23 protein-coding genes are annotated in these 23,639 nt (G+C 63.1%); 9 read left to right on the plus strand and 14 right to left on the minus strand.

Annotated features, from left to right (window positions below; all coding sequences use genetic code 11):
- Positions 1-5: 5 nt before the first annotated feature.
- Positions 6-197 carry a hypothetical protein gene (locus tag JNG39_RS03710; RefSeq protein WP_368309744.1) on the minus strand — a complete coding sequence of 64 codons (192 nt, stop codon included), beginning with the start codon at positions 195-197 and terminating at the stop codon, positions 6-8.
- A gap of 164 nt (positions 198-361) precedes the next feature.
- On the opposite strand from JNG39_RS03710, the gene JNG39_RS03715 reads away from it, so the two are divergent.
- Positions 362-1,267 carry an alpha/beta fold hydrolase gene (locus tag JNG39_RS03715; RefSeq protein ID WP_368309745.1) on the plus strand — a complete coding sequence of 302 codons (906 nt, stop codon included), beginning with the start codon at positions 362-364 and terminating at the stop codon, positions 1,265-1,267.
- Between the two features lie 3 nt (positions 1,268-1,270).
- Here the strand turns inward: JNG39_RS03715 and JNG39_RS03720 are convergent, their stop codons facing one another.
- The 6 genes from JNG39_RS03720 to JNG39_RS03745 form a co-directional block, all read right to left on the minus strand.
- On the minus strand, positions 1,271-2,107 hold the full coding sequence (locus tag JNG39_RS03720) for a class I SAM-dependent methyltransferase (protein WP_368309746.1): 837 nt from the start codon (positions 2,105-2,107) through the stop codon (positions 1,271-1,273).
- A gap of 62 nt (positions 2,108-2,169) precedes the next feature.
- Positions 2,170-2,841, minus strand: a complete 672-nt coding sequence (locus JNG39_RS03725; protein WP_368309747.1) for a class I SAM-dependent methyltransferase — start codon at positions 2,839-2,841, stop codon at positions 2,170-2,172.
- Positions 2,838-3,767, minus strand: a complete 930-nt coding sequence (locus JNG39_RS03730; protein ID WP_368310805.1) for an NAD(P)/FAD-dependent oxidoreductase — start codon at positions 3,765-3,767, stop codon at positions 2,838-2,840. The genes JNG39_RS03725 and JNG39_RS03730 overlap by 4 nt, the downstream gene beginning before the upstream one ends.
- A 2-nt stretch (positions 3,768-3,769) precedes the next feature.
- Positions 3,770-4,213, minus strand: a complete 444-nt coding sequence (locus JNG39_RS03735) for an Rrf2 family transcriptional regulator (RefSeq protein ID WP_368309749.1) — start codon at positions 4,211-4,213, stop codon at positions 3,770-3,772.
- 57 nt (positions 4,214-4,270) lie between these two features.
- Complete coding sequence (locus JNG39_RS03740; protein ID WP_368309750.1) at positions 4,271-5,032, minus strand: SDR family oxidoreductase; 762 nt, start codon at positions 5,030-5,032, stop codon at positions 4,271-4,273.
- A complete protein-coding gene (locus JNG39_RS03745; RefSeq protein WP_368309751.1) occupies positions 5,029-6,231 on the minus strand; it encodes an MFS transporter in 1,203 nt (400 codons plus the stop codon). The genes JNG39_RS03740 and JNG39_RS03745 overlap by 4 nt, the downstream gene beginning before the upstream one ends.
- Before the next feature lie 96 nt (positions 6,232-6,327).
- Here JNG39_RS03745 and JNG39_RS03750 point away from each other — a divergent pair, with 96 nt between their 5' ends.
- Positions 6,328-7,212, plus strand: a complete 885-nt coding sequence (locus JNG39_RS03750) for a LysR substrate-binding domain-containing protein (protein WP_368309753.1) — start codon at positions 6,328-6,330, stop codon at positions 7,210-7,212.
- A 75-nt stretch (positions 7,213-7,287) separates the two neighbouring features.
- Here the strand turns inward: JNG39_RS03750 and JNG39_RS03755 are convergent, their stop codons facing one another.
- Positions 7,288-7,839, minus strand: coding sequence for an Lrp/AsnC family transcriptional regulator (locus tag JNG39_RS03755; RefSeq protein WP_368309754.1), 552 nt, complete (start codon positions 7,837-7,839; stop codon positions 7,288-7,290).
- A 53-nt stretch (positions 7,840-7,892) separates the two neighbouring features.
- Between JNG39_RS03755 and JNG39_RS03760 the strand changes: the two genes are divergently transcribed.
- Complete coding sequence (locus JNG39_RS03760) at positions 7,893-8,309, plus strand: DUF2000 family protein (protein ID WP_368309756.1); 417 nt, start codon at positions 7,893-7,895, stop codon at positions 8,307-8,309.
- 17 nt (positions 8,310-8,326) lie between these two features.
- Here the strand turns inward: JNG39_RS03760 and JNG39_RS03765 are convergent, their stop codons facing one another.
- A complete protein-coding gene (locus tag JNG39_RS03765) occupies positions 8,327-9,235 on the minus strand; it encodes a LysR family transcriptional regulator (RefSeq protein WP_368309757.1) in 909 nt (302 codons plus the stop codon).
- A gap of 106 nt (positions 9,236-9,341) precedes the next feature.
- On the opposite strand from JNG39_RS03765, the gene JNG39_RS03770 reads away from it, so the two are divergent.
- Positions 9,342-10,406, plus strand: coding sequence for an aldo/keto reductase (locus JNG39_RS03770; protein ID WP_368309758.1), 1,065 nt, complete (start codon positions 9,342-9,344; stop codon positions 10,404-10,406).
- 314 nt (positions 10,407-10,720) lie between these two features.
- Positions 10,721-11,068: a zinc ribbon domain-containing protein YjdM gene (locus JNG39_RS03775; RefSeq protein ID WP_368310806.1), complete on the plus strand. Its 348-nt coding sequence runs from the start codon at positions 10,721-10,723 to the stop codon at positions 11,066-11,068.
- Here JNG39_RS03775 and JNG39_RS03780 read toward each other — a convergent pair.
- Positions 11,065-11,622: an FAD-dependent oxidoreductase gene (locus JNG39_RS03780; protein WP_368309761.1), complete on the minus strand. Its 558-nt coding sequence runs from the start codon at positions 11,620-11,622 to the stop codon at positions 11,065-11,067. The two genes, JNG39_RS03775 and JNG39_RS03780, sit on opposite strands and share 4 nt — an antisense overlap.
- A gap of 363 nt (positions 11,623-11,985) precedes the next feature.
- Here JNG39_RS03780 and JNG39_RS03785 point away from each other — a divergent pair, with 363 nt between their 5' ends.
- Positions 11,986-12,432, plus strand: coding sequence for a hypothetical protein (locus JNG39_RS03785; protein ID WP_368309763.1), 447 nt, complete (start codon positions 11,986-11,988; stop codon positions 12,430-12,432).
- A gap of 2,014 nt (positions 12,433-14,446) precedes the next feature.
- Positions 14,447-14,752 (plus strand): hypothetical protein, encoded by a 306-nt coding sequence (locus JNG39_RS03790; RefSeq protein WP_368309764.1) that lies wholly within the window; start codon positions 14,447-14,449, stop codon positions 14,750-14,752.
- Positions 14,753-15,896: 1,144 nt separating this feature from the next.
- Here JNG39_RS03790 and JNG39_RS03795 read toward each other — a convergent pair.
- Genes JNG39_RS03795 through JNG39_RS03810 form a run of 4 tightly spaced genes read right to left on the minus strand, consistent with a single transcriptional unit; the run spans position 15,897 to position 19,263 of the window.
- Positions 15,897-16,343, minus strand: coding sequence for a hypothetical protein (locus JNG39_RS03795; RefSeq protein ID WP_368309765.1), 447 nt, complete (start codon positions 16,341-16,343; stop codon positions 15,897-15,899).
- A 50-nt stretch (positions 16,344-16,393) separates the two neighbouring features.
- A complete protein-coding gene (locus tag JNG39_RS03800; protein WP_368309766.1) occupies positions 16,394-17,044 on the minus strand; it encodes a hypothetical protein in 651 nt (216 codons plus the stop codon).
- Positions 17,034-18,722, minus strand: coding sequence for an adenylosuccinate synthetase (locus tag JNG39_RS03805; protein ID WP_368309768.1), 1,689 nt, complete (start codon positions 18,720-18,722; stop codon positions 17,034-17,036). Before JNG39_RS03805 ends, JNG39_RS03800 begins: the two co-directional genes overlap by 11 nt.
- A 1-nt stretch (position 18,723) precedes the next feature.
- Complete coding sequence (locus JNG39_RS03810; protein ID WP_368309769.1) at positions 18,724-19,263, minus strand: AAA family ATPase; 540 nt, start codon at positions 19,261-19,263, stop codon at positions 18,724-18,726.
- 302 nt (positions 19,264-19,565) lie between these two features.
- Between JNG39_RS03810 and JNG39_RS03815 the strand changes: the two genes are divergently transcribed.
- Both JNG39_RS03815 and JNG39_RS03820 read left to right on the plus strand, forming a co-directional pair.
- Positions 19,566-21,419 carry an ATP-dependent endonuclease gene (locus JNG39_RS03815; protein WP_368309771.1) on the plus strand — a complete coding sequence of 618 codons (1,854 nt, stop codon included), beginning with the start codon at positions 19,566-19,568 and terminating at the stop codon, positions 21,417-21,419.
- The gene (locus JNG39_RS03820) at positions 21,419-23,170 is read left to right on the plus strand and encodes an ATP-dependent helicase (RefSeq protein ID WP_368309772.1); all 1,752 of its coding nucleotides are present in this window, start codon (positions 21,419-21,421) and stop codon (positions 23,168-23,170) included. Before JNG39_RS03815 ends, JNG39_RS03820 begins: the two co-directional genes overlap by 1 nt.
- Positions 23,171-23,639 lie beyond the last annotated feature (469 nt).

Raw genomic sequence — 23,639 nt, forward strand, 5'->3', positions numbered from 1 at the left:
GGGTTTCAGGGGGCGACGGACGCCTGCAATGCCGCCGCCAGGCCCGCATCGCCGGAAAGCAGATCTTTCCACGACAGCTCCAGTCCCTTGCGTTTGCCTTTTTCGACGAGTTTGAGACCATCGGGGTCGATCGTCAGCGTATAGGACTGTCGGCCGACGATCAGTTCGCGTTTGAGCGGTTTGTCCAGAGGCGTCACGGTGCATCTCCCACGACCAGGGTGGGCCGCTATCCTGCCGCGTGGCGCATGATCCCCAGGTCGATGGCGACGGGATGCACCTGATCCGCGTTCCTTCACCGCGATGATCTTCCGCAGACAATTGTCCGGTCATTCTTGCCCTTTCCCCGATAAAGGACGCCTCGATGACATCGGTCGACTCGAAGAAGCTCCGCATGGCCTACGCCTCGGGCGGTCCCGAGGACGGGACGCCCATCCTGCTCCTGCACGGCTGGCCGGACGATGCAAGCGCCTGGAGGTCGGTCACGCCGTTCCTGGAGGCCGACTGCCTGCGGTGGATCGCACCGGATCTTCGTGGCTTCGGAAAGACGGCTTTTCTGGATCCCGCCACCCTCCGGGATGGATCCGCCGTCGCGATCGCTCAGGACGCGTTCGACCTCGTGGGCGCGCTGGGCATCGATCGGTTTCACGTCGTCGGTCACGACTGGGGCGGCAGGGCGACATACCACATGGCCGCGATGCAGCCTGAACGGCTTTTGTCGGCATCCGTGCTGGCCATTGGATATTCGCCGCGCGGGCGCTTCGACGTGCCGTCGTATGCGCAGAGCACGCGCTGGTGGTATCAGTGGTTCATGACGGCGGATGCGGGTGCGGCCGCGGTGCGTAACGATCCCATCGGGTTCGCTCGATGGCAATGGGACACATGGGGGCCGACAGAGTGGATCTCGGAAGAGGCCTTCGCCATGGCGGCGAAGGCGTTCGGCAATCCCGACTGGGTGGACATCACCCTGCACGGGTATCGGTCGCGCTGGAAAAGCGTGCCCATGGACCCTGACTACGAGACGGCCAGACGAAAGGTGGATGCTACGGAAAAACTCTCCGTTCCCACGCTGTTCCTGCAGGGAGGCGCGGACCGCTGCGATCCGCCCGAAGAGTCGGAAGGACTGGAGTCGTACTTCACCGGCGGCTACGAACGCCTCGTGCTTCCCGGTGTGGGCCACTTCCCCGCGAGGGAATCTCCCGTCGAGGTGGCCCGTCTGATCTGCCGCCACGTCGGCGCATGCGCGAAAGGCGCCCTGACCTCGCGATAGGGCTCAGGCTTCCGCGACGATGAGCCAGGCCGGCGCCCAGCTGTAGTCGTGCAGGTGGGTCGCCGACGCGATCCGGTAGCCCGCCCGGGTGATCTCGTCTTGCCAGGCGGCGATGGGTTGCTCGAAATTCGACGGGGTGGTCGCCTGCAACTGCCCCAGCAACATGGGCGCGAGGAAGCCGCCGGCCACGAGCGGCGCCTGTTCGCCGTACTCCCGTGCCGCCTGCTCGTAGCGGCGGGCGAGCGAGGCATGGCGATCACGGGCATCGTCGAGGACCGGTACGTCGAATTCCACGACGACGAGACGCGTGACGTGCGAGCGTAGCCGCTTCAGGGCATCGAGCCGCTCGACCGATGGTATGGATTGCAACGAGAACGTCGCTTGCGCCATGTCCCATGGCTCTCCGGACGCCAGATGGGACGCGAATGCCTGGAAGGTCTGTTGCCTTGCCGTCCCGGCAGAAAGCTGTGGCCGCAGGCGGGCAAGCAATTCGGCGGAGGGTTCCACCACGTCGACGGTATGCGGCCTGCGCGATGTCGCGTTCAGCGCGGGTAGCAGGGCCATGCCGTCGCCGGCGCCAATGTCGAGCAGGCGGCGTGGCGCGAAACGTTCATAGAGACGTGCCAGCGCCGTGCTGACCGACTCATAGAGCGGCGGATTGCCTCCGGCGCGGATGAAGATCTCGAACGCGTGCGGCGTATCGTACGCCCGTCGTTCGTCGTCTCCCGCCAGATGGTTGAGGATGGCCGCAGCCATCACCGAACCTTCCCGGGCGGCCGTTTCCAATAGCGGGATCGCATTTTCTCCCTCGGCGAGCCGATCGAGCGCGCAGGCCAGCATGTCGTTCATGGGTGGATGATAGGCATACGTCGATGGAAGTCGGCCGAAGGTGAGCGCACGGCTTATTGCCTGTATGCCACCCAGCCCTTGAAGGTAAACGCGCAGTAGAACATGTCCACGTCGGCAAACCCTGCTTCCTGGATCAGTTCGATATCCTGCTGAGGCGAAAGCACGGGTAGCCGTTCCCTGAGCGTGAGGATGTTTCCGGCTTGCGCCGGGGACATGCCGGAAGCGACGGAAAAAGCGGCGTTGCGCTTCAGCCACGTATCCTGCCCGGGGCCGCCATCGGAAAAACTATGATGGACGATGACCAGCGGGGCTCCCGGCTTGAGCCGCGCATGCAGTTGCTTGAGGGTATCGAGGCGTTGGGCGCGAGGAAGGAAATGCAACGTCAGAAGACTGGTCGCGCCATCGAACGGCCCGGACGGCGCCGTGTCGACGTATCCCTCGTGCCAGCGTACGGCGGAAGCGAGCGGTCCGAGCGTCATGCGGGCCAGATCGAGCATGTCGGCCGAAGGATCCACGCCGTCGAAGCGCCAATCGGGCTGCATCTCCGCAAATGCCTTCAACTCGAGTCCTCCGCCGGCGCCGAGTACCAGGATGCGCGCATCAGCGGGCGCGTGCTCGGCCAACAACGCGCCAGCCATCTTCGGCAGGTCGCTCAGGCCGGGCACCATCCGCGCGGCGTTGCGAGCATACGTCGATACGGCGGTCGGGTCGGAAAATGCGTTCATGGGGATGCGACGTCCTCTCGCACGGTGTCGGCGATCCTCGATTCGAACAGCGAGCGGTGGATCTGGGCACCGGCCCAGGCACCGTGGGCCACGGCGAGCGATACCGAGTGGGGAAAGCGTGCCACGTCGCCGCACGCGAAGACACCGGGTATGGAGGTCTTGTGTTCGGCATCGATGCGAATCTGTCGGCCCATGCCCGTGGGCATGTCTTCAAGTGCACAACCCGCGGACTCGGCGAGTGACCCGGAAGGCGTGCAATGTGTAGCGACGAAGAGACCCGCGAAGCGCAAAAGCCGACCGTCGACCGTCCGCACGTCGGCATGTCCCTCGAGCGTCGTGATCGGTGCGTCCTCGATCGTCACGCCCGCGTGCTCCAGCATGGATCGATCCTCCGCGCCCAGCGACAAGGCCTGGTTCACCAGCAGCGTGACCTCGCCCCATTCGGTGAGGAAATGCGCCTGGTGCAGTGACACCGGGCCGGTGGCGATCACGCCGAGACGGCTCCTGCCGAGTTCGTAGCCGTGGCAATACGGGCAATGAAACACCGACTTGCCCCATCGTTCGGTAAGCCCGGCAACGGACGGTAACTGATCGGCCACGCCCGTGGCGAGCAGGACACGGCGCCCTTGGCGCATGCCGCCTTCCGCCAGGGTGACGGTGAAATCGCCCGACGTTCCGTCGATGGCGTCGACGCGCCCGTCGATCCAGGACAGGGTCGGATACGCCTCGAGCTGGCGTCGCGCCGTGGCAACGATGTCGGCGGCATCCGCGCCGTCCCGGCTGAGGAAACCGTGCGAATGCCTTGCGAAACGATTGCGTCTTTCACCCGCGTCGATCACCAGCACGGATTTATGGGACCGCACGAGTTGCAAGGCCGCCGCCATGCCCGAGTAGCTTCCACCGATGACGATGACGTCGTAACGCATGCTCATGTCCTCTTGCGCCGTGATGCCGCGTGCCGGCGAGCGAAGTCGGCGGCAAGGTCGGCGAGGGTGATTTCGGAGAATCGCCGGAGCAGGAGCGCTTCCGCTTCGGCCAGCGTGCCCTCGAGAGCGGCATTCACTGCCTGCTCGACCAGGCATTCGGGCGCTTCGTCGTGGTGGCCGATGGCGAACATGGCCGGCTCACCGAGGGCTTCGTGCAGCTGGCGTAGCGTGACCGTGTCGAGATCGGCCTGGATACGCCACCCGCCCGCGTGCCCTCGTCCGGAGGTGACGATGCCCGCATCGCGCAGGTAACCCATGGTGCGACGGACGACGACGGGATGGGTGCCCATGCATTCGGCCAGGGCCTCCGAGGTAACGGGGCCGTCCTGCTCGGTCATGTGCAATAGCGCATGCAGGACGGACGACAGGCGGCTGTCTCTCTTCATGTAACTTACGATGTTACAAGATATGGAGCCTGTCAACCCGGGCCGGCCCTCGGGATGCTATTTGCCGCCGGTGGCATCGAGAAACGTACCGGTGATGAACGAAGCCTCGTCGCCCGCCAGCCACAGGATGGCTCGCGCCACTTCCTCCGGCTGGCCGCCACGCCCCATGGGGATGGTCGCCTTGACGCGGTCGACCCTGTCCGGCTCGCCGCCGCTCGCGTGCATCTCGGTGTAGATGTGACCGGGTCGAACGGCATTGACGCGGATGCCTTCTTTCGCGACCTCCTTGGCGAGACCCGTGGTGAACGTCTCCAGCGCACCCTTCGATGCCGCGTAATCGACGTACTCGAAGGGACTTCCCAACCGCGCCGCCGCGGATGAAACGTTCACGATGGCGCCTCCCTTGCCGCCATGGCGGAAGGACATCCGTTTGACCGCCTCCTGCGCGCAAAGCATGCTGCCGATGGCGTTGACGGCGAAGATGTCCCGGATGCGATCGGGTGCGAGATCCTCGAAGCGCGATTGCAGCCCCAGGATGGATGCGTTGTTGACGAGCACGTCGATGGCTCCCAGTTCCCGATCCAGCGTGGCGAACAGTCGCGTGACGTCGGCGGCGTCGGCGTTGTCGGCCTGCACGGCGATGCCGCGCCGCCCGCATGCTTCGACGTCGGCGATCACCGCACGCGCTGCCGCGTCGCGCTCGACGTAGCTGATGGCGACGTCGTAGCCGCGGGCGGCAGCCAGTCGCGCCGTGGCCGCTCCGATGCCGCGGCTTCCGCCGGTGACGAGCATGATGGGTGCCGGATGGGCGATGGTCATTCGGGAATCCTCGCGTGGGAAAGGGGGCGCCGCAGCATCGCGACGAGAGGAAGGATGATCAGGGCGGTCGCCGCCGCGGCGAGCACGGCCACGGTCTTGCCTTCGCGGTCGGCCAGCGCGCCGAAGGCGACGGGTGCGAGTCCCCCTGAGCCGATCACTGCCGTGTAGAAGATCGCGAAAGCCCGTGCCGTGTCGTGCCGTGTCAGTGTCGGAACGGCGGCATAGAGAATCGACGACGTACCGTTGAGCGCGATGCCTAGCAACGGAAGGAGGCAGAGCACCGCGGATAGCGGCAGGAGCGATACCGCCACGATCAGGAACGCTGTGGCTGCTTCGGTCGCCGCGACGCAACCGATCGCGCCGAACCGCGTCCCGAGGCAGCTGCAAGTGATTTTTCCGAGCGCGCCGCCGATGAACAGCAGTGCCAGGGCGACGCCGGTAATCGCCGAGCTGCCACCCTTTTCCCTGACGAGGAACGGGAGAAAGAGCAGGAAACCCATGCGGACGGCCGTATCGAGCGCACCGATGAGCGTGAGCACGGCGAAGCCCTCGCGGCCGCCTGCCGTCGATGGGTGTGGCAGCGTACGGCGCGCATGGCTTCGTTGCGGCGTCAGTGCGGCCACCACGATAGAAGCCATGGCGCCCAGCCCGACCAATAGCCACATGATGTGATGCCAGGCGAGGACCGGCAGTAATACGGCGATCAGCGCGGGGAGGATCGCCTTGCCGAGATCGCCGGCGAAGTTATAGATACCCAGGGGCCCTTGGGCCGCGGGGCCGTATGCGTCGTCGACCAGGGCCGATGCGCGGGGATGCTGGATACTCGACCCCGCTCCCGCGATCACGAGCCCCACGCAGAGTCCCGCGAATCCGAGCGGCAGGGCCACCATGGCGAGTCCGCACGCGGCGAGCGCGATCGAACCCGCCAGCGCGAATCGGTGCGACCGACGGCGAAGAACGAGATTGGCGGGCACTTGAAGCGCGCCCATCGTGCCGTAGTAAAGCGCACGAACGAGGGCCAACGCGGCGTAAGACAGCCCAAACTGGGCCTGCCAGACGGGCAGGAACGCATACAGCCCGTCCGTATAGCCGTCATGGATGGCATGGGCCAGGCAGGCGCCGAGAAGGCTGCGAGCGGGAGCGGGTGCCGCGTCGGAAGGCGCCGCCGTATCGGGCGCGAGGGCGGTTGTGGTGACCATGGTGGCATGGTAGATACGTGCATTCTACTCAACAAGACGGATCGAAATCACGCATTGCGTGATTTTTACTCAACCATGGATCATGCACTTCCTCCCTTGAACGCGCTTCGGGTCTTCGAGGTGGCGGCTCGCACCGGCAGCTACGCCGACGCCGCCGCGGAACTGGGCATCACCCACGGTGCCGTGAGCCGTCATATCGCGGCGCTCGAGCGATGGTTGGGCCAGCGGCTGTTCGCGAAGGACGGCCGTCGCATGGTCGCCACGCCGATGGCGAAGGTGTTCGCGGCCGAAGTGGCCCATTCGTTCGAGCGCGTGGCGCGTGCGGCGGCGGCGTGTGGACGGCCCGGCACGCGACGGCTCGTGCGCGTGAGCGCTCCCACCACGTTCGCCATGCGCTGGTTGATTCCCCGTCTTGATCGGTTCCATGCCCGATATCCAGACATGGAGGTAGTCGTGACGACGGTATCCACGGTGCAGGAGGACCTGCGCGGCGGCGTCGACATCGCGATCCGTCGCGCGAATCCTCGGGCGCATGCGTGGCCGGAGCACGATATCGTGCCGGTGCTGGACGATGGCGACACGCTCATCATGAGCCCTGATCTTTTCGAACGGAGCCCCGTGCTCACGCTTGCCGACGTGGCGAACCATCCCTGGTTGGCCAGTGAGACGCGGGCCGGGGACTGGGCCGACTGGCTGGCGGTCGCTGGTCTTTCCCCGCGTCCCGACCATCCCAGGCGCGTCTTCGATCATTTCTTCGTCACCCAGCGCGCGGTCGAGGATGGGCTGGGCCTTGGCATCGGGCCGCTGCCGTTGCTGTCGATCGATGTGGCCGCGGGCCGGTTGATCACCCCGTTGCCCGACATTCGCGTATCGCGGCCCGGCTACGTGGCGGTGGTGCCTCGCCATCTCGGCGGCAGCGCGGGAGCCGGCGCGTTCGTCGACTGGTTGGCAGGGGAGGGGCAGTCGCCCCATCAAGCGTGACCTTGCGTGATGCCACGACGCGGGAATGTCGTGCGATGGGTCTCAGGTTAGACGGAGCGCTCCTTCAAGCCGCTTTCATGGAGCAGCGGCTTCCCCCGTACGCTGCGCCAATGGATCTTCCGCGCCCGGCCCTCGTTCTAGGTAGGTGGACAATGCGATGTAGCTGCGTGTGCCCTTGAATCCTTCCATGGCGTGGATACGTTCGAGCAGGTGCTCCAGACCCCGCGTGTCGGCCGTGCGCACCTTCAGCAGCATGGCGCTTTCGCCCGTGACCGTATGGATCTCTTCGACTTCGGGGAATGCCTTGAGGGCCAGCAGCTGACGGGTGACGGCCCAACTGGTGGTATCGACATGGACGAACGCCAGCAGCGGTCTGCCGATGCTGGGTCCATCGAGTACGGCCACCGTTCCCTTGATCACTCCGTCGCGCCGCAGGCGCTTCACCCGTTCGTGCAGGGCAGGGGCGGACAAGTGCAAGCGCTCGGCCAGTGCGGCATAGCTGAGCGACGCGTCTTCGGCCAGCGCGCCTAATAATTTTCGGTCGATGGCATCGAGTCGTACCGTCGAGCTGCCCTTCGGCAAAACATCTTTCGAATCCCTTGGCATTTTGCCCATCGCCTCTTTCAATGAATGACATTCGGGTTTCTACTGCATGTTCCTAATGTAGCGCGGAGCGTGAGATGACGGCGTTCGATACGAGGGTGGCCATCCTGATCCGGGACGACCTGTTGACGTGGCAAAAGCTCAACGTGGCGGCCTTCCTTGCCACCGGCATCGCCGGCGCGTCGCCTGAAGCGATGGGCACCGACGTCTACCGCGACGCGGCCGGTCGCGAATACGCCCGTCTTCTCGCGCAGCCGATGCTGATTTTCTCCGCCGATGCCGCGCAGCTCGACCACGCTCACCGGGTGGCCGTGGAACGCGACATGACGCGTGCCGTGTATGTCGAAGCCATGTTCGACACGCTGGACGACGACGCCAATCGTGCCGCGTTCCTGGCCGAGGATCCCAACGTGACGCGGTGGGTCGGTATCGGCCTTCGAGGGTCGCGCAAGGCCATCGAGAAGGCCACCAAGGGGCTGCGCCTGCACGCGTGACGGCGAGTTGCCGTTCATCAACCGCCGGTCGGCGCATGCCGCTCCCGCAGGAAGTCGACGAACACCCGCAGCTTGCGTGGCATGTGCACGCGGCTCGGGTAATACACATGGAAAGGGCTGAAGGTGGGCCAGTAGTCCTGGAGTACGGGGAGGAGCGCGCCGGACGCCAAGTGGTGCGCGACCATGGTTTCGAAGTGGCAGCTGACGCCGCCGCCCGCGAGCGCCGCCGCCAGCAGCAGGCTGTCGTCGTTGCTGATCATGCCGTGGCGGGTATCCACTTCCACGAGCCGCCCTTCCTGCATGTAGTCCCATCGCATCGGACTGCGATCATGGTCCAGGCGTATGCCCACGCAGCGATGGTGCAGCAGGTCCGCGGGCGTGGCGGGTGTACCGTGGGCTCGCGCGTACGCGGGTGAGACGAATGTAGCGATACGCTGCGGCCCGCCGATGGGGTGCGCCACCACGTCCTTGCCCAGCGATTCGCCGATGCGGAAGCCGGCGTCGAAACCCGCCGCCACCAGGTCCACGAAACGGTTGTCGCAGTGCAGTTCGACCACGACGTCGGGATATCGCGCCTGGAATGCGGCCAGGTGAGGCATCACCACGATGTCGGCCACGGCGCGTGGCAGGTTGATGCGCAAGAGCCCCGCCGGGGCATCGCGCGTCTCCGTGACGGCGGCCATGGCGGCGCCCAGACCGCTCAGGGCCGGCAACGCATCGTCCAGGAAGCGCTGGCCGATCTCCGTCAGGCCCACGCGTCGCGTGGAACGATCCAGCAGGCGGACACCCAGGCGCGATTCCAGGGTCCGTACGGTTTGCGAGAGCGCCGACGTGGAGACGCCGAGTTCGGCGGCCGCCCGGGTAAAGCTGGCATGGCGGGCGACGCATGCGAAGGCGGCGATGGCAGGGAACAGGTCGGACGACATGAAGTAGGCCATTGTGAAGCGCGGCTTCAAAGCGTATGCGCCTTTACCAGCTTTATCTACATGACCTGGCTACCTAGATTTCAGGAACCCTTTCTGGAGCCGTCCCATGAACAAGCAGCTCAATGACTACATCACGCTGGGCCGGTCCGGCCTGCGCGTCAGCCCCGTATCGATCGGCACCATGACCTTTGGCAAGGACTGGGGCTGGGGCGCCACCGAAGAGGACGCCCGGCGCATGCTGGACGTCTACATGGAGCGGGGTGGCAACTTCATCGATACCGCCAACTTCTACACGGGCGGCACGTCGGAGCGCCTGCTGGGTGAGTTCCTGCGCGGTCGCCGCGACCGGGCCGTGGTGGCCACCAAGTATTCGCTCAACGTCGATCCGTCCAACATCAACGCGGGCGGCAACCACCGGCGCAACATGGTGCGTGCCGTGGAAGAGAGCCTGAAGCGACTGGGCACCGACTACATCGATCTCTACTACCTGCACGTGTGGGACGGGACCACCCCTGTCGAGGAAATCATGCGTGCTTTCGACGACCTGGTACGCGCGGGCAAGATCGTCCATGCAGGCATCTCCGATACGCCCGCGTGGCAGGTATCGCGCATGCAGACGCTGGCCGACCTTCGCGGCTGGGCGCCCCTCGTGGCGTTGCAGATCGAACACAGCCTGGTGGAGCGCACGGTGGAACACGACCTGATTCCCATGGCCCATGAGCTGGGGCTCGGCGTCGTCGCGTGGTCGCCTTTGGCGAACGGCGTGCTGTCCGGCAAGTACACGCGTGCCGACATCGAGACGCACAAGGGCGCGGACATGTTCAGTGGTGGCCGCGCGGCCGTGGCCGCGGGCGTCGGCTCGCTGAGCGAGCGAAACCTCGACATCGCGGAAGTCGTCAAGGCGGTTGCGCTGGACGTAGGATTCACCCCGGCGCAGGTCTCCCTGGCGTGGTTGCTCGCAAAGAGCGCGCCCGCCGTCATCCCGATCCTGGGGGCACGCACGGCGGCCCAGTTCGAAGAAAACCTGGATGCCCTGTCGGTATCGCTGTCGGCCGAGCAGTTGGCCCGCCTCGACCAGGCCAGCGACATCGCGACGCCGTTTCCGCATCGTTTCCTTCCGCTCGTGCAGGCGCAGGTGCTGGGGCAGGGGAGACTCAGCGTCGTCCGTTAAGTGCGTTGATCCGTGGTGGTTTACGACAGGCTTTCGACGCGGGCCCGATCATGTCCGCCTGGGGAGTGGCCGGGAAACTCGCGGACGGGCGACGCATATCGGTCGTGCCGTATTGCGCGCAGACGTGCGCCGGCCGTGCTCGCTTTCATCGCCCCCCGCATGTCACCGCGGGGTCCGGCGGACAGAGGCCGTATAATCACGGGGCGCCTCGCCGGCGATAACCGAATGGCATGTCCACCCGGCTCATTGGCGCCTGCCTTCCCTCGGGCAAACGGCAGCACGAACCCATCATCCCTACAGCACTAGAGAAAGCCGTGAACGCATCCACCCTCTCCGCGTGTCCGCAGTGCGGCATGCAGAACGTCTATCCCGACGGGGATATGTACATCTGTGCCGACTGCGCACACGAGTGGCCGCAGCAGCGGGCCGACGTCGAGGAGCACGTCGCCGTGGTGCGGGACGTTCACGGGAACCCGCTCAACAACGGCGACACGGTCGTGGTGATCAAGGATCTGAAGGTGAAGGGTTCTTCCATTCCCCTCAAGCAAGGCACCGTCATCCGCAACATCCGCCTGGTCGATGGGGACGCGGACCACATCGAAGGAAACTCGGACAAGATCAAGGGGCTGGTGCTCAAGGTCTGCTTTTTGAAAAAGGCCTAGTCGCAGCCGTCAGCCGGGATGTCCGAGCGGTGGCTCGCAGCTGCGCGATAGCCCGCGAAGAGATCGATCAGGCTTTGGGGCGCCCGCTCGTCGAACATCATCACCTGTAGATTTCGTGCCGCCTCTGCCGCGGCGGCGGTGCTTCGTGGGAACAGATCCGTTTCGTACGAACTCAGGGCCGACTCTAAGTCGTTCGGGTGGCTTGTGATCGCCTTGCCGAGTTCGGCACCGTCGAACATCGCGAGATTGGCCCCTTCGCCGGAGAACGGCGACATGAGATGGGCTGCGTCGCCGAGCAGCGTCACGCCCGGCGAGCGGTCCCAGCGATGGTCGGTCGGCAGCGCATGGATCGGGCGCAGGACCGGAGGCGTGTCGCTGTTCGTGATGAGAGACGTCAACGCGGGCGCCCAATCGTCGAACTCGGTGAGGAACCTGCCCTCGACGGCGAACTCGCGTATCCAATCCTCCGGCTTGTTCCACGCGACGTAGGCATGCAGCACCGCATCCGCCTCGCGATGCGCCAGGATGCCCTTGCCGGGTGCGAGCGCCATCATGGCACCGGTTCCGACTAGGGACTCGGCGCTCGATAGACGATGTCCCCACCGAATCATCTCGGGAGGAATCGAATCGAGCAGGATGCGGTGAAGATCGCGAGCCTCTCCAGGGTGACGGGCAACATCGACGGCGTGTCCAACGCCACCGTCGCGACTGCCGATCTGCCCGGATGGGCCTGCTCCACGGGATTGCTTATAGCAATCTCTTGAATGCGGGTGCAAAGGTCGAAGCTTCTACGGCGGCTACAGTTCGTGTTACAGGATCTGGTGCGCTTGATTTGATGAAGGCCTGCGCCACATGTCAAGCTGTATCGCGATACCTCCGCGTGAAAACGGTTTCTCCTTGACAAGGTTCCTCTGATCGTGAAGACATCCCTTGGTAATGCGGATACAGTCGAAAAGATAGTATCTTTTGTAGAGGAAGAGTTTCGTGGTCTTGATTTGTCCAGTGATGTGAAGTCGATTCCTTACCTTGCTTGCGAACTATGCGAGATGCTGAGCGAGGATTTGACGGAAGGCCAGATTAAGGCCCTGCATGCTGCGCGTAGATTTCTGGATCAAGGAGTCAAGGAAGACGCGGATGCGCATGTTACCGACTTGGCGCAACGCGTAGGGAAGCCCTATCCTCCCGCGACCACGCAAGCAGCGGTCGCCAAAGAACGTCTACTGTGGATTGGCCTGAATAGGATAGCAGAGCTTTCTGGCTACGCCGTAGAGTTCACGCTGAGTGTTGCCCAAAAAGCGGGCTTGGCACCGATTCAAATGGTTCCGGCTGTGCAGAGGATGCTTAAAAGCGTGCTTCGTGAATAACTTTCTGCTCGATCGCTTGGGTAGAGCACGGGCGCGATGATCACAGGCATTGCGTAGCCTCTAGTTCTTCAGCGAAAGCTTGAGGGGCGGCAATGAGTAGTATTGTCCTTCTCACAATGACAGTAGACTCCGACATCGATACAGTCGAAAAAATTGTATCTCTCGTGGATAAAAACTTCAGGGGCTAGAGGTGCCGACAGATGTCAGCTCGCTTCCTACCCTCGCGTGTGATCTCTGCGAAGTACTGAGTGCAGATCTGTCCGCAACCCAAATCGAAGCTCTCCGAGCTGCCCGTCTTTTCCTTGAGCAAGGAATTAAAGAGGGTGCGGACTTATACGCCGCCGAGTTATCGAGTCGTGTTGGAAAGCGGTACCCACCTGATGCCGAAAGGAGCTTGGTTGCCAAAGAGCGGCTCCTGTGGATCGCACTGAATCGGGTTACGCCGTTTTCCGATTACGCGCTTGATTTCACGCTCGGTGTTGCTGAGGAGGCAGGAGTAAAACCCGTGGAGATGGTCCCGGCAGTGCATAAAACGCTAGCAAAGATGTTGAGTAAGGAGTCGTGAAAAGTTCTACGAAACGTTTCATCCGACTTAATGCGGGTTGGTGTGCCCAAGGGAGTTGGTCCAGCCATCTTGACGTATTCTTTCTCTAATTCTTATGCCGTCCGTGGGCAAGAATAAATCATGATTGAAGCTAACGGCGGTGTACGACGATCAAGCGGATCATCCGGCAATGAAATCAATGGTATAGATCCAACAAACCCAAAGCCGCAGCGGTACGTCGATGCTGCTCGACCTGAGTTCGGAGGATGACATCTGTGAGGAAATCTCGAGCCCGTCGTCAAGTTGGCGATGTGCTCGCCATTTCTCTAGACGAAGCGGGTCTGATGGCTTATGCCGTGGTCTTGCCTCACTCCGACTTCGCCATCTTTGACGCGCGTGGAGTTGCTACTCCCGAAGCCGCGCTTGAGCGCTCTCCGATGTTCTATGTGGCCGTGATCAATGGTGCGGTCACTACGGGGCGCTGGGCAGTAGTTCCAGTGAAACTGGGAGCGTTCCTGTACTCCAAGCACCGCCGACCTTTATGCAAGATCCGGTCAATCCCCAGAAGTTCCAGATCTATGATCGTGGCTTCATGCGGCCGGCATTGCGCTCAGAATGCGAGCCGTTGGAGCGCACTGCGGTCTGGGATCCGGAGCATGTGGAGGATCGGATCCGAGACGCGTATGCGGGACGAGAAAGCGTTTGGGTGCGTTCCATGCAAATCGATGCCATTTTGAACCCGCCGAAGAAGCACTGAGGAACTCATGAGTATTGTGGACGACCTGGTTTCAACCGTCGGCGCAGATATTGATCTGCTCCGCATTCGTGACGGGGCGACGTTCCCCCAAATTTGAATAGCGGCCCGGTTTCGAGTCCAATCGCCCTTGAGCCTATCCCCAGTGCGATTGCAGGATGAGCGGGACCGAATAGCGCATACACGCCCATCGACCGGTTCTGAAGAAACACTTTCGGCATAACGGTGCCTCAAACAGTACCTTTGGAGGGACCGATCAGCGAGGTTTCCAGAACCCAGAAAGCAAAACGGATCAACGTGTTAGCGTTGATCCGCTGCTCGATTGGTGGAGGTGGCGGGAACCTCTCCCCAGCCTTTTCCAAGTCACTGATCCATAAGGAACGAAATACGGCCATGTGGTCGCCCGCCCTTCGGATTGATACCCTGGTTGATACCTCAATGGTTGATCAACTCAGGCCGCCTTGCAAGGCGGCCTGCCTCCTTGCGAACCGTCGGCGTTGGGGCGAGACGGCCGCCGGCGAGGGCACAAATGAGGGGGGGGGGGCTGGGCGACCGTCCATGCGGTCAGGATTCGACTGGGTGCGTCGAATAGAGGTCGCGAAAGCTTGCTGCGCGCAGGGAATATATCGACGCCCGGCGCGCGCCAAGCACGATGCTGGGAGGGCAGACGCCTACCAGGAGCTGTTTTGAACGGACTACCTGCACGACCCTAGGTAGTGAATGAGGCCATTTTGGGATTCATCGGCGTCATCGTCGGTGCACTGCTTAAAGGCTTCAAGGAACGACTATTCCGTCGATCAGGCGATGATAAGAGAGCTCACTATCTCGCCATCCGGGTCTTCCCGCTGCTCGAACTGTTTCTTTATGACGGTGCCGATGTTGTTCAGGACAAAGGCACCGCGCAGGGGCAATTCGACCCGAAAGGGCACTACACCCCGCAGGCTGAGTTTCCTTCGCTCCCATTCGAGGGCCTGGACGTCGACTGGCAAGCTGTGCCGTCGGACCTTGCCTACGCATCCTGACTCTGGCGAATCAAGTCCACCGGGCGCTTAGGTATATCGAAGAGGCGTATCAAAACGACGACCCGCCGGATTGGGATGAGACCTCCACGGCTCGCCAGGATGAGTTGCCAAGCTCGGCCGGGCAGCGGCTGACATTGCCGAACGGTTGAGACTGCTCGCCGGCCTGCCGGACCACGAACGACGGGACTGGGACCCCATGCGCTCTATCCGCGAACGGCTCAATGTCGTGGCAAAGCGGCCCCGCCTTCGTCCTGGATGACAGGCGACCCGTACGAACTCTGACCGTGTTGTCACGTAGCGCAGACTTCAGTTTGTAAGGTGGAGGGCCGACATTTCCGTTTGCAGGGCTGTGTCCGCGCGCTTTTAGCTGAGGCCGTGATAGAAGGGGCTTCTGTGGACCGGGCATCCCTTGACAGGTCCCGGTTCTTTGCCAGGATGGGGGTCCCGAGGTCAGTCTCGTGAACCTTCACCCGCAGGCCGTCGAACCCGCAACCATCTTCCCCGGCCGCGTCCTCCCACGTTCTTTTTCGCGGGAGGAGGACGATCGACCGTATGAGCGTCCCCAGACACCGGCGGAAGTGGCCGACTGGCTCGATGCCTTCGGTTACGCGCTGGCGCCCGCAACGGAGGCGGTGCAACGCCGGTTTCCCGGTAGCGCCTGGGTGGCCTGGCGGGACGAGTTTGTGCAGTTCGTTGATGCCAGTGTCGAGTCAACGTGGGGCCTTGTCGCGCTACCTGAGGTGGCTGTCCTGGAACGACAATGGGGGCGGGCGGTTGTGGCGTTTGTGGCAAAACAGCGCTTTGTTGAGCGACTGTCCGAAGCGCTTGCAGAGGCATCATCTGCCGTTCTCGACGCGACCCGGGACCGGCTCGGAAGCCCAGCCAGTCCAGCGCCGGTCAGTGTTCCGGATGTCCTGCGCAGGGAGGATCCCCGGACGCTCGCCAATGTGTGGGACCATCCTCCGGGTGACCTTGTGGCCCTGTCACCGAAACAGTGGCGCGAAGGTGCCCAGCTATGGCGGCGTGCCAATGCTGGTCATCAATGGTGTCTTACCCGCACCGCGCTCGATCTCCTCGCTGCGGAGGAGGGTCGCCGGTTGTCCCGTTTGCCCTCAGCGCGTGGGTGCCACACCCGGGAGCGCCTCTAGACCTTCGGCTTTGCGCGCGGGTATTCCTGTTTGGGAGAGGTATTGTCTTGCAGATCCTCAGATTCTAGTGCGCGAACGTCTCCGATCGCAGCGCTCTCTTCTTCCGTTGCTAGACGTGCTCCTCCTTTGGTGACGACCCACGTATCCAGGGAAACGCCAGGTGGAATGGTCATGAGCTGTTGGCGTTGCGCTGCATCGGCTATCAGTTCAAGTGCGCGAGCCTCGGCGAGTCCGAAGGACGCAAATTCCGTGTCGAGGTAGGGACCTGACGGTCCGGCACAGATGGCGAAAAGCGGGGATGGGACTTCCACGAGCTGCGCGGTCTGCACGCCGCTGGCATCCCTCACCGCCTCAAAAAAAGCTATCTCGTCGATGAAGACCGTCACTGCAGTGTTGCTCACAGGCGTGCTTTTGACGACCTTTGCGATGCGTGGGTTGATCACGGCGTCAGTTCTCCTTTGTTCCAGCGGGATTGGTAGTAGGACAAGACGTGTCATTCAATGCGGCGGATCACTTCACTGCCTCTCATGCGCCGAACTTCGGTCACAAGCTGAGCGATGTCCGGGACGGCGTAGTCGACGAGAACCTCGACGACATCGGGCGTCGGATTGTTGTTGCGGTTGACCGGGTAGTCAGGAATACGTCGAAAGATTTCTGGTCCACGGCGAAAGGGCATGGGGAAAGTGTTTCCGGAATTCATGTGGCAGAGCCACATTTCTTCCCCGTGTGCAGCAACGAGACATCTGGTGTCCACGGTCAGCACGTCATGCTCGAGATGACGGTACTGCCGCGCATTGAGAAGGCGCTCAAGACGGTGATGTTGCGCCCAGAAAAACACTTTCCCGTTGATGAGCCTGTACCACTCTTCCGGTGTGGTCCGGTCACCGAGTGCACGGAGCAAGCGCTCTGGCGGCATGGGGATTTGGTCCCGGAGGATGATGGCGGCGGGATTGCCCGGTGTCACAGCGGCCTTGGCCGGACGATGGCCGCCTTCGAGTTCCGCGCGCGCCGCGCCGGTGACCTTGAAGTGGTCGAGGGTTGCCGAGGCGGACATCAAGCCGCGCTTTCGTATGGAGTCCCACGTCCCGGCTTCGGCCATGTGATAGACGGTCGGATAAAGCTCGACAAGGCGGTCAGGATGCATCACGGTCCTTGGAGCGAAGGGCGGTCCAGGTGCGCCGGTCGATGACGGTGCGGAGGTCGCCGGTGCCGTCGTCCTCCCGGGGAAAGCGGGTGTTGATGAGCGAGACGGGCGCCTGGGACACTCGTTCGAGGTTTTCGATGAAACGGATAGTCCGCTCGTCGAGCTGCTCGAAGCGCCGGGCGTTCCGGTTTGACTTTCGCACGTAGTCGGCGAAGGCCAGAACGATATCGGTGGGTGCATTGAGCGCACAGGCCTTGCGGAACTGCTCCCACTCGAACCAGCCCACACGGCGCTTGCGATTGGTCGTCGACGTTTTCTCGGCGGCCTTCAGCGCGTCGGCATCAAGCTCCGACCACTCGGCAATCGCATCGAACGTCGTTTCGTGCTTGAGCGGCCCCGAGCTGCGCCCCTCGTCGCCATCCGGGTTGTCGACCCGGATGGGCATCGGCCGGATGACCATGAGGATCTTCCGCACCCGGCTCGGCGAGATGCCGGCCTCAGCCAGGCACCCTGCGACATTGGTGTCCCGCGAGGTCACATGGGGATAGTGGCCATGGAACGTGCTGAGCCCGCTTCCCTGCGTGCCTTCGAGAAGAATTGACTGGCCGGCCCGGTAGGCGTCTTCAAGCCTGTCGACCGTGCTGCCTCGCCATGCGCCTGGATGACCCACGTATTCGGCGAGCTCGGCAACGTCCCGGGCAAGGCGTACAGTGCCCTTGCCGCGCTCGGTGATGCGTCGCGCCGCCGCAAATCCCGAGCCCGACCCTGTCGAGCCAATGGCGCCGACCACGCTACTTTTTTCCGCGTCGCGGTCGGATGGCTCGATGATCAACGCCTGCGGGTCAATGAACAGCCTGTCGCGGGTGATTCGGCATTCGAGAATCTCTTTCTGCAGACCTTCCAGCCAGATGGTCATGCCCGGGCCGAGGAGGATGCGGGCGGAGACGTCGCGTGAGCCCGATGGCAGGTGATGGTACGTGTAGGGGCCGTCGACGCTCGCGACGGTGTGCCCGGCGTTCGGCCCACCGACCCGCACCATGACGTCGTATTCGCGGGCCAGGTAGCCGACGACGTTGCCCTTGCCTTCGGACCCGTATTGCCCGCCGATGATGACATCGACGCATCGCACGTCGGGTGGGGTGAACAGGCGAAGGTGTGCCGCGACCTGGACGAGGGTGTCTCGCGCATCACACCGGTCCGTGTTGATGCGCACATCAGCGTCCCGCTTGAGCGCAACCACGAGGCTGTCGTCACGCAGGTGGTCAATGGTGGCATAGGTCTCTGCATCAACCTCGCGTCCGAGCTCATCGCCATAGCGTGTGCGCAGGGTCTGGGCACTGGCCCACAGGTGGACATGGAGCAGGGCGGATCCGAATTTGCGACGGAACGCCTCGACCTGCGCAGGGCTGGTGACGTGGTCAATCACCACGCCCTGGTACTCCGGCAGCCTTGCGATGATGTCGATCGTTTCATCAGCAGCCCACCGGTAGCCGGTTGTCTGGTCAAGCTCTCGTCCGCGTGCAAGCAGCGTCGCCCGGTCGGACGTCCCCGCCTGGGCGGCGAGAAGCTCCCGGCTACGGATGGCACGGAACTGGTATTCGCGTTCGAGCAGCCCGGTGAGCCCGCTTTTGCCCGAACCGGTCTTGCCGCTGATGACGACGACGGGACGGCTGAACATCTCAGCACTCCCACATCGTCTGGATGCGGGCGACCACCTGGTCCGTTGACATCGTGCTGGTGTCAAAGACATGGTCCGCTTCCCCAAGGAGGCCCCGTGCGGCCACCTCATTCGGGTGCCTGATGGCCTTGTCGTACGGTGTATCTGCCGGCTCGCTCCGCTGCGTGTACCGCTCACGGAGAACGCCGTCCGGGGCGGTGAGGTGGACGTGACGTACCATCGGCCCGAACTGCGCCCGAAAGTGCGTGACCTGGCGTGGCTTGCGTGCGGCGTCAAGCAGCCAGTGCGCGGCGTCCGGCCACCGGGCAAAGGAGGGCAGGGCGACATCGTCGACCACCCAGCGGTAGTCGGTTTCAAGGTCGAGCCTGTCGCCAAGGTCCTGCAGTTGCTGGCGCTGGCCCTCGGGCCCCAGGCCTGCCCCGTATTGCCGGAGATATCCGCTGGTGCTCAGTCGCTGGAAGCCGCCACCGCTTTCCAGCATTGCGGCAACAGCCGTCTTTCCCGCACCCATCGCGCCACTCAACAGCAGGATCCGCTCCATCGCCATCCGTGTTCCCCTGTGTGCCCGGAACATGCCCCCTGCATGCCCCGGCGCGCGAGAGATTACACCATATGATGGCGAGCATTACATCGCCGAAAATGTGCATCGAATGCGGTGCGATCCGGATGGAAAATCACACGAAAGGGGATTGCTGAAGGGCAAGGAGGGCTCGTATCGTGCGCGGTTTTTTTTCACCGATAGTGCGGGGAGCATCACGCGCGGACAGCGGTTCAGATAATCCCATACAACTGGCGCAGCGCCAGAGGGTAAGATCCGCGCGAAACAGGGAACAGGAACGGCGCATGCGCATCAGCAAGATTTCCATCACCAATTTCCGCAACTTTGTCGACTTTTCGGTGGACGTGGGGGCCAACGCCATCATTCTCGGCGAGAACCGTGTCGGCAAATCGAACCTCCTGTATGCCTTGCGTCTCGTGTTTGACCCAGCGCTGCCCGATTCAGCGCGGCAGCTGCGCCTCGAGGACTTCCCGGATGGTCTGCGGCGACCGCTGCCAGCGGATGCGCAAATCACCATTGCGGTCGAGCTCACGGATTTTGACGAAAGCGAGCCGTTGATTGCTGCGCTCGAGCGCTGCCTTGTCTCCACCGACCCTCTTGTCGCCCGGGTGACCTACCGGTTCGCGCCACGCGAAGACCTCGCCGGTCCACCGAGGACGGACGCCGATTATGACTTTGTCGTCTTCGGTGGCGAAGAGCGCGTTCCTTTGCTGCATGTGGGCCACGATGTGCGCCGCGCAATTCCCATGGACCTCTTTCCCGCGCTCAGGGATGCGGAAGGCGACCTTGCACGCTGGTCGCGCTCACCCCTGCGACCACTTCTCGACCGCGCTGCGGCCACCATTGACGAGAAGGTGTTGAAGGCCATCGCGGATGACATCGACAAAGCGACAGCGGCCATCACCGATATCGATCCCTTGGAGACTGTTGTCGACAGCGTCAACGACCAGCTCAAGGCCATGGTCGGTCCCTCCCATGCGGTGGATACCAGCCTTGGTTTCTCACCGACGGAGGGCACGCGCCTCGTACGCGCCTTGCAGCTGATGATTGACGGCAACCGCCGTGGCGTGGCCGAGGCGAGCCTCGGCTCGGCCAATGTGCTCTACCTTGCCCTAAAGCACCTTGAGATGCAGGCCCTGGCGGACGAAGGAGTCAGGCAGCACACCTTGCTCGCCATCGAAGAGCCCGAGGCTCATCTCCACCCCCACCTGCAGCGGCTCATCTACCGCACCTACCTAAGAACGAAGGACGGCGCCGGAGACGTGAACCGGGCACGAAGCATCCTTCTGACCACCCACTCACCGAACGTCGCAAGCGTCGCGCCCGTGTCCGACATCGTCGTGCTTCGCGCCGTCGGCGGCTCGACCACTGGAAAGAGCCTGCACAAGGTCGGCAGCGCTCTTGACGACGCCGACCGCGATGACCTCGAGCGCTACCTTGATGTCACCCGTGGCGAGCTTTTTTTCTCGCGCGGGGTTCTCCTTGTGGAGGGCGATGCAGAGAAGTTCCTGGTCCCGACCCTCGCAGCGCTGCACGAGCCGGCCCTGGACCTCGACGCGATGGGCGTCACGGTCTGTTCCGTGTCCGGTACGAACTTCGTCCCTTACCTTAAGCTCATCGGTGAGGTGGGACTGGACATGCCGTTTTCGCTGTTGACCGATTTTGACCCAATTGGGTCGGGCGCGAGCTCTGAGGATGTTGAAGCCTACGACCCGGTGGCGACCGACGGGTATGGTCTCTACCGTGTCGTCGACCAGATCATGGCTCAAGTCATGGATGCGGACGCATTCGAGGCCAAGGATTTCTACAGCGTCGTTGCAGCAGCCCCCGCGCACGGAGTGTTTCTCAACAGCTATACCTTCGAAGTCGACCTTTTCAGGTGTGGGATGCACACGTACTTCCGGGACGCTGTCTCCGTGCTGACCACCAACAAGGCTATGAAGGCGCGGTTTAATCTGTGGGCCGCATCCCCTGACAAATTCAATCCGGAACGGTTTCTCAAGGACATCGAGTCAATCGGCAAGGGACGAGTGGCACAGCGTTTAGCTGCGTTGCTCCTCAAATCCCCGCCACCGGCCATTCCCGCCTATATCACCAAGGCCTTTGACCACCTCGTCGGGCTGCTGGAGCAAGACTGATGGGCTGGCGCGACTCGGTGGTCGACATCCGGGAGAACGAGGGGCAGTCCCAGGCATTCGACTCGACGGGCGACTGCGTCATCCTCGCCGGTCCGGGGAGTGGCAAGACGCAGACCCTCGCCATGAAGGTCGCGCGGCTGCTGGACGAGGAAGTGAAGTTCCCCCGTCGGATAGCCTTCGTGACCTATTCGAACGGGTGCGTAAATGAAATCCGCTCGCGCCTCAGGAAGCTCGGGGTCGCCGATGACAAACGGGTGGAAATCGCGACCGTCCACGGTTTTTGCCTGACAGAACTCATTATTCCCTTCGCCAACCTTGCTGGTGTCGCGGTGCCCGATCCTCTCGTGGTCGCTTCGGCCGGACAACGCCGACAACTCACGAACGACGCCTACCTGGCCGTCCGTGGTGGCGGCGTGATACCAGGCTGGTTGGAGACCAAGGCCTCTGCGCTTCGCATGGGGACGCCGGATCGAATGTCGGCCGAGTGGTTGAACAACCAGAGCGAGGAACGCCGATTTGTTGACGAGTACGAACGCCGCCTGCGGGCGGCGTGCCTCATCGACTTCGACGGCATGGTGCTGGCCGGCTTGCAGCTCGTCGAAGGATTCGAATGGGTGCGAAAGGTTGTGCGTGCCAAATTTCCCATTCTGGTCGTCGACGAATACCAGGACCTCGGCGTGTCGCTCCACCGCATGGTCACGACGCTGATGCAGCAAGCCGGCGTCCGCGTCATCGCGGTCGGCGACCCGGACCAGGCCATCTTTGGGTTTACGGGCGCGCGCCCCGAACTGCTCCTTGAGCTCGCCGGGCTCCCGGGTGTTGAAAAGGTCTATCTCAAGAAGAACTACCGCTGCGCTCCGGCCATCATCAATGCGTCCAGCGTGGTGCTTGGGCGGCCCGCCCGTGCGGCTGATGGCGCCGGCCGCGTCTCGGTCCATGCAACACCCCCGAACGTCGCCGCCCAGGTGGCCAGCGCACTCGATCACCTTGTCCCGACGATGCTGGCGGGACATGAGGGCTGGACCCTTGGCGACATTGCGTTTGTCTACCGCAGCTTCAGGGAAGGAAGCCTGATTGCTTCTGGCGCCGATGAGCGTGGAATGGCGTATTCGCGATATGACAACGGCTCACCTATTCGTCGCACCCGGCTACTCGACTGGATGGGGGCAGTTGCCCGCTGGTGCGTCACGCCACTTGGTCGTTCGGATACCAGCATTCATGATCTCTCGGTCGCGCTGCTCCGTCTGATGGGGTTGTCGGCGGATTCGTCAGCAGGCCAGGCGCTGCACCGGAAGTTTCTCGGTTTCATCTTCAAGGGCCGTCGGCCGGAGATGCTCCTGCGGACCTGGGTGGCCGGCATGCGAAAGCTCTTTCTCACGGATGCGCTCGCCGAACGGACAGACCTCGTCGACGAGGCGAAGGCCGTTGATGACCTGCTCGAAGCAGGCCGAGATGGCAACTCGCTCGCATACTTCACCGTCCAGACCCTCGCCATGCAAGGACGTGACCCCGACCGCCTTTATCTCACGACGCTCCATAGTGCCAAGGGGCTCGAGTTCAATGCGGTCATCATGGTGGGCGTCGAGGATGGTGCCTTTCCCCACTACCTTGCTGATGACAAGGGCATCGCCGAGGACAGGCGTTTGTTCTACGTCGGCGTGACCCGTGCAAGGCACGAGGTGCACCTGATGTATTCGCGTGTCGCCTCACCGTTCCTCGTGGACCTGCAGGCGAAAGGCGCGGTGGGCTGACCCTGCGGTTCGGATTGGCGTCGGCTGCCTTCAAAAAAAATGGAGAGCACGTCTTAGCAAGCTCCGCTTGCAAGGCATCCGCTGCGCTCCTGCAGAAGCCCCCGATGTCCAGGAGCCCATCGGGAAACGGCCTACCGCCAACGCCCGCCCCGCTGGACCGCGATGGGTCTATGGAGCGGTTCTGCAGAGGCTCTGCAGGCCTAGTGGGTATCGCATGCGAGCTGCAGAGCGCGGTGAAGTGACGAAGGTCGGGCAACCGGCAGGCAACGTCGTAATCTGGGCACCTCGTCCGATCCTCCAGGATCTTGCGATGTCACGCCTATCCTAGGTTTCCAGGCGCTGCACAGGCATTCTGGTCACCATTTGACCAGTTGCTGTACCAGCCGCGTTACTGCCGTGCAGTAACGAAAGAAAGTCAGAAAAACCCCTTGACGTATGCAAATTCGGCGGTAGGTGTATAGGGCAGCCG

This window comes from Luteibacter sp. CQ10 (assembly GCF_040900725.1).
Classification (GTDB): domain Bacteria; phylum Pseudomonadota; class Gammaproteobacteria; order Xanthomonadales; family Rhodanobacteraceae; genus Luteibacter.